5 protein-coding genes and 1 rRNA gene are annotated in these 6,574 nt (G+C 53.3%); all 6 read left to right on the top strand.

All coding sequences use genetic code 11. From position 1 onward, the window contains the following. Nucleotides 1-99: ribosomal RNA gene (gene rrf / locus CV945_RS15860) — 5S ribosomal RNA — on the top strand; the annotation flags it as partial. 287 nt (nucleotides 100-386) lie between these two features. Next, entirely contained in the window at nucleotides 387-848 is a 462-nt protein-coding gene (gene ctsR, locus CV945_RS15855; protein ID WP_100660150.1) for a transcriptional regulator CtsR, read from the top strand. A gap of 14 nt (nucleotides 849-862) precedes the next feature. Next, nucleotides 863-1,411 (top strand): protein-arginine kinase activator protein McsA, encoded by a 549-nt coding sequence (mcsA, locus tag CV945_RS15850; protein ID WP_033008611.1) that lies wholly within the window; start codon nucleotides 863-865, stop codon nucleotides 1,409-1,411. Between the two features lie 4 nt (nucleotides 1,412-1,415). Beyond that, the gene (gene mcsB, locus CV945_RS15845; RefSeq protein ID WP_033008614.1) at nucleotides 1,416-2,507 is read left to right on the top strand and encodes a protein-arginine kinase McsB; all 1,092 of its coding nucleotides are present in this window, start codon (nucleotides 1,416-1,418) and stop codon (nucleotides 2,505-2,507) included. Beyond that, complete coding sequence (gene clpC, locus CV945_RS15840; protein ID WP_094239428.1) at nucleotides 2,504-4,939, top strand: ATP-dependent protease ATP-binding subunit ClpC; 2,436 nt, start codon at nucleotides 2,504-2,506, stop codon at nucleotides 4,937-4,939. Before mcsB ends, clpC begins: the two co-directional genes overlap by 4 nt. A gap of 75 nt (nucleotides 4,940-5,014) precedes the next feature. Continuing rightward, a complete protein-coding gene (radA, locus tag CV945_RS15835) occupies nucleotides 5,015-6,388 on the top strand; it encodes a DNA repair protein RadA (RefSeq protein WP_100660149.1) in 1,374 nt (457 codons plus the stop codon). Nucleotides 6,389-6,574: the final 186 nt, after the last annotated feature.

The raw sequence follows: 6,574 nt of genomic DNA, 5'->3' as shown, positions 1-6,574 counted from the left end.
GGGGAAACACCCGTTCCCATCCCGAACACGGAAGTTAAGCCCTCCAGCGCCGATGGTAGTTGGGGCCAGCGCCCCTGCAAGAGTAGGTCGCTGCTAGGCTAAGCAGAAAGCACGCCTTTTTCTTCATTAGGAGAAAAAGCGTGCTTTTTCGTTTATCTGACCGAGAAGCGTTTCACTGGGCGAAAAAACGGATATTCTATAGATAGTCTCCCTTGTTTCGGTAACCCTTGCAATTTTTCGTCATACATTGTATAGTAAAAGTAAGGTCAAATATAGTCAAAGTCAACAAGATGGCGGTGATGCTTCCTCCCAAGGAATGCCCGTTTATTGGGCAGGGAGCAGCTTGACCGCCAAGCAGCTTGGTTGTGAGGAAGGTGGGAGGTAGAGTGCCAAACATTTCCGACATTATCGAGCAATATTTGAAGCAAGTACTCAATATGAGCGACCAAGACATCGTTGAAATTAAACGAAGTGAAATTGCTAATAAATTCCAATGTGTTCCCTCGCAAATCAACTATGTCATCAACACGAGATTCACGCTCGAGCGCGGATATATTGTTGAAAGCAAGCGCGGTGGCGGCGGCTATATCCGCATTATGAAAGTAAAGACGAAAAGCGAGGCGCAGCTGATTGACCAGTTGCTCGAGCTGATCGGCCACCGCATCAGCCAGTCGAGCGCCGAAGATGTGATAAAACGACTTATGGAAGAAAAGGTGATTTCGGAGCGGGAAGCGAAAATGATGTTGAGCGTGATGGATCGCTCCGTTTTATATATCGATTTGCCCGAGCGGGATGAACTGCGGGCGCGCATGTTAAAGGCGATACTGACGTCGCTAAAGTATAAGTAGGGGAGGGGGAGGCATTGATTTGCCAAGAATGCAAGCAACGCCCGGCGACGATGCATTTTACGAAAATAGTCAACGGGGAAAAAACGGAATTTCACCTTTGCGAGCAATGCGCCAAAGAACATGGTCATACGTTTATGCTCTATGGCCATGACGACTTTCCGCTTAACAATTTGTTAGCGGGGCTTCTCAACTTTCAAGCTCCGATGAAAGAAGTGACGGCCAATGCGTTCCCGAATCCGGATTTGCTTCAATGCGAGACGTGCCAAATGACATACCACCAGTTTACGCAAATTGGGCGGTTCGGTTGCGCCGACTGCTATCGGACGTTTGCCCGTTACCTTCCGCCGATTTTAAAACGGCTTCATAGCGGAAATACTGCTCATTCAGGGAAAATTCCGAAGCGAAAAGGCGGCGTCCTCCATTTGCGGAAGCAGCTGGCCACGTTGAAACAAAAGCTTCAGGAATTAGTTGCCCGCGAGGAATTTGAGCGGGCGGCCGAGGTGCGCGACCAGATTCGTTCGTTAGAGGACGAACTTCGCCGACGTGGAGAGGGGGAGATGTAGCGGTATGTCATTTGGAAAGTTTTTCAACACAGCGGTCAGCGCTTGGATGAGCCAGGAGGGGCCGAATTCGGACATCGTGTTGAGCAGCCGCATCCGGCTGGCGCGCAATATTGTTGATTTTCGTTTCCCAACGCTGTTTAGCAGCGAAGAGGCGAAACAAATCGTTGCCTTGTTTGAGCGCGCGTTCGTCCATCGTCCGTATGGGGAAGCGGGACGGTTTGAACTGTTGAAAATGTCGGAGCTTCAACCGATTGAAAAACGGGTATTGGTGGAAAAGCACTTAATCAGCCCGCATTTGGCTGAAGATTCGCCGTTTGGCGCCTGCCTGCTTTCGGAAAATGAGGAAATCAGCATTATGATCAACGAGGAAGACCATATCCGCATTCAGTGTCTGTTTCCAGGGCTTCAGCTTGCCGAGGCGCTTGAGGCGGCGAGCGAGTTGGATGATTGGATTGAAGGGCATGTCAACTATGCGTTCGATGAACGGCTTGGTTACTTAACGAGCTGTCCGACGAACGTCGGAACGGGGTTGCGGGCGTCGGTGATGATGCATCTTCCGGCGCTGGTGCTGACGCAGCAGATCAACCGCATCATCCCTGCCATCAACCAGTTGGGACTCGTCGTCCGCGGCACGTACGGGGAAGGAAGTGAGGCTTTAGGGAACATTTTCCAAATTTCGAACCAAATTACGCTCGGAAAATCAGAAGAAGATATTGTCGCTGATTTGCATACGATCGTTGAGCAGCTCATCGCCCAAGAAAGGGCGGCTCGCCAGGCATTAGTGAAAACGTTGGGCATACAATTAGAAGACAAGGTATTCCGTTCATACGGCATATTGGCCAACTGCCGCGTCATCGATTCGAAGGAGGCGGCGCAATGCCTGTCGGATGTGCGTTTAGGGATCGATTTAGGATATATCAAAAACGTCCCGCGCAACATTTTAAATGAGCTGATGATTTTGACGCAGCCAGGATTTTTGCAACAATATGCCGGAGGGGTGCTTCGCCCTGAGGAACGGGATGTCCGCCGGGCGGCGTTGATTCGGGAACGCTTAAGGATGGAAACACGAAGAAAGATGGAGGGTGATGAACGATGATGTTTGGCAGATTTACGGAACGGGCGCAAAAAGTGCTGGCGTTGGCGCAAGAGGAAGCCATCCGCCTCGGCCATAACAATATCGGAACCGAACATATTTTGCTTGGGCTGATCCGTGAGGGGGAAGGAATCGCTGCTAAAGCGCTCATGGCGCTTGGACTTGGCCCGGATAAAATCCAAAAAGAAGTCGAATCGCTCATCGGCCGCGGCAATGAAGTGTCCCATACGCTCCATTACACGCCGCGGGCGAAAAAAGTGATCGAGCTGTCAATGGACGAAGCGAGGAAACTTGGCCATTCGTATGTCGGCACGGAGCATATTTTGCTTGGCTTGATCCGCGAGGGGGAAGGCGTGGCCGCTCGCGTGCTGAACAACCTCGGGGTGAGCTTGAACAAGGCGCGCCAACAAGTGTTGCAACTGCTCGGCAGCAATGAATCGGTATCGGGCCACGGCGGTGGGGGAGCTTCGCATGTAAGCACGCCGACGCTTGACAGCCTTGCCCGCGATTTGACGGCGATTGCCCGCGAAGGGCGGCTTGATCCGGTCATCGGCCGCAGCAAAGAAATTCAGCGTGTCATTGAAGTGTTGAGCCGACGGACAAAAAACAACCCGGTGCTCATCGGTGAACCGGGGGTTGGAAAAACAGCGATCGCGGAAGGATTGGCCCAGCAAATCGTCAACAACGAAGTGCCGGAAACGCTGCGCGACAAACGGGTCATGACGCTCGATATGGGGACGGTCGTCGCCGGGACGAAATACCGCGGCGAATTTGAAGACCGGCTGAAAAAAGTGATGGACGAAATTCGCCAGGCGGGCAATATCATTTTGTTCATCGATGAACTCCATACGTTAATCGGCGCTGGCGGAGCCGAAGGGGCCATCGACGCGTCGAACATTTTAAAGCCGGCCTTGGCGCGTGGAGAATTGCAATGTATCGGTGCGACAACGCTTGATGAATACCGCAAATACATTGAGAAAGATGCTGCGCTCGAGCGCCGCTTCCAGCCGATTCACGTCGATGAGCCGACAGTTGAAGAGTCGATTCAAATTTTAAAAGGGCTGCGCGACCGGTATGAAGCGCATCATCGCGTCTCGATTTCCGATGAGGCGATCATTCAGGCAGTCAAACTTTCCGACCGGTATATTACCGACCGGTTCCTGCCGGATAAAGCGATCGACTTGATTGATGAAGCTTGCTCGAAAGTGCGTCTCCGTTCGTTCACGACGCCGCCGAAACTGAAAGAACTGGAGCAAAAGCTTGAAGAAGTGCGAAAAGAGAAAGATGCGGCCGTGCAAAGCCAAGAATTTGAAAAAGCGGCGTCGCTGCGTGATATGGAGCAGCGGCTGCGTGAAGAGCTTGAAGAAACGAAACGTGCGTGGAAAGAAAAACAAGGCCAAGAAAATTTGGAAGTGACGGTCGAAGACATTGCCGCGGTCGTCTCGAGTTGGACCGGGATTCCGGTATCGAAGCTGGCCGAGACGGAAACCGAGCGGCTGTTGAAACTGGAAGAAATTTTGCATTCGCGCGTCGTCGGCCAAGACGAGGCGGTCAAAGCGGTGGCCAAAGCGGTGCGCCGCGCCCGGGCTGGCCTCAAAGACCCGAAACGCCCGATCGGTTCGTTCATTTTCCTCGGCCCGACCGGCGTCGGGAAAACGGAATTGGCCCGTGCATTGGCCGAGGCAATGTTTGGAGATGAAGATGCCCTCATTCGCATCGATATGTCCGAGTATATGGAAAAACACTCGACATCGCGGCTCATCGGTTCGCCGCCGGGGTATGTCGGCTACGAAGAAGGCGGCCAGCTGACCGAAAAAGTGCGCCGCAAGCCATACTCGGTCGTTCTGTTGGATGAGATGGAAAAAGCGCATCCGGACGTGTTTAACATCTTGCTGCAGGTGCTCGAAGACGGGCGGTTGACTGACTCGAAAGGGCGGACGGTTGACTTCCGCAACACGATCATCATTATGACATCGAACGTCGGCGCGGATGCTTTGAAGCGGAACAAGTATGTCGGCTTTAACATCCAGGATGGAAACCAGCAATACAAAGACATGAAAAGCAAGGTCATGGATGAGCTGAAAAAAGCGTTCCGTCCGGAGTTTTTGAACCGGATCGATGAAATTATCGTCTTCCATTCGCTTGAAAAAGACCATCTAAAACAAATTGTCCGTCTGATGGCTGATACGCTGGTGAAACGGCTGAAAGAGCAAGATATTGACCTTGAATTGACGGAGGCGGCGATTGAGAAAATCGCTGCTGAAGGTTTCGATCCGGAATACGGGGCTCGCCCGTTGCGCCGCGCTTTGCAAAAACATATTGAAGACCGTTTGTCCGAAGAACTGTTAAAAGGCACGATCGCCAAAGGACAAAAAGTCGTCGTTGATGTGAAAGATGGGGAATTTGTCGTATTGGCAAAACAGGCCGTGATGTGATGAAAAAAGGTATGCGGCACGATGCTGCCCATACCTTTTTTCCATATGGAACACAAGAGAGAAAGGGTTAGTTCAATGGCGAAAAAGAAGACGAAATTTGTTTGCCAAGAGTGCGGATACGAATCGGCGAAGTGGCTCGGCCGCTGCCCGGGATGCCAAACGTGGAACTCATTCGTCGAGGAAATCGAGCCGGTCAGAACCGCTGTGCGTGGGGCGTTTCTCCATTCGGAGCCGTCCGGGTCCGCTAAACCGGTTCCGATTACCGCCGTTGCCGCGGTGCAAGAGCCGCGCATCGAAACGAACAGTGCAGAGTTCAATCGCGTGCTCGGTGGGGGGATCGTCAAAGGGTCGCTCGTCTTAATCGGCGGCGACCCCGGCATCGGCAAGTCGACGCTGTTGCTGCAGGCCTCAGCGCAACTGGCGGCGGCTGGGCATACAGTGTTGTATGTATCGGGCGAGGAATCCGTCAAACAGGTAAAACTGCGCGCTGGGCGCCTTCGCGCCGAGTCCGATCATCTGTATGTGTTAGCGGAGGCGAATTTGGAATATATTGTATCAGCGATTGAAACGATTCAGCCCGCCTGTGTCGTGATTGATTCAATCCAGACGGTGTACCGGACGGATATTACGTCAGCGCCGGGCAGTGTCGCCCAAGTGCGCGAGTGCACCGCTGAGTTGATGAAAATCGCCAAAACAAAAGGCGTCGCCATTTTTATCGTCGGCCATGTGACGAAAGAAGGGGCGATCGCCGGGCCGCGCATTCTCGAGCATATGGTCGATACCGTCCTTTATTTTGAGGGGGAGCGGCATCATACGTACCGCATTTTGCGGGCGGTGAAAAACCGCTTCGGTTCGACGAATGAAATCGGTATTTTTGAAATGCGCGACATCGGGCTGCGGGAAGTGGAAAATCCGTCCGAAGTGTTTTTGGAAGAGCGATCGCACGGGGCGGCGGGTTCGACGGTGGTGGCGGCCATGGAAGGGACGCGCCCGGTTCTGGTGGAAATTCAAGCGCTCGTTTCGCCGACAAGCTTCGGCAACCCGAGGCGGATGGCGACCGGCCTCGATCATAACCGCGTGTCGTTGCTTATGGCCGTATTGGAAAAGCGGGTCGGGCTGCTGTTGCAAAACCAAGATGCCTATTTGAAGGTGGCGGGCGGAGTGAAGCTTGATGAGCCGGCCATTGACCTAGCCATCGCCGTCAGCATCGCCTCAAGCTTTCGCGATCGGCCGACCAATCCGACCGACGTCATTATCGGTGAAGTCGGGTTGACCGGGGAAGTGCGGCGTGTCTCCCGCATTGAACAGCGTGTGCAAGAGGCTGTCAAACTAGGTTTTTCCCGTGTCATTGTACCGAAAAACAATTTGGCAGGTTGGCAGCCGCCGGCAAGCGTTCAGGTGATCGGCGTTTCCCATGTGGCCGAGGCGCTCGAGCACACGATGATTTGAACGCTTTCTTCGGGGGAACGGGCAAATAGGAAACGGATGGGGGCGCTCGCTAAAGCATCCTCTTGCTCCGCCCCGATCATGTTTTGCGTCAACTACCCCCACTTAGCTAACGCTTGAAGTGGGGGCTTGCAACTCCCCAGAAGTGCAAACGGACTTCGTCCTCCTTCCTTGACTTGGGGTTGCATC

The sequence above is a fragment of the Geobacillus sp. Manikaran-105 genome, from assembly GCF_002809955.1.
Taxonomy (GTDB): domain Bacteria; phylum Bacillota; class Bacilli; order Bacillales; family Anoxybacillaceae; genus Geobacillus; species Geobacillus thermophilus.
This window is presented reverse-complemented; position numbering and strand designations above follow the sequence as displayed.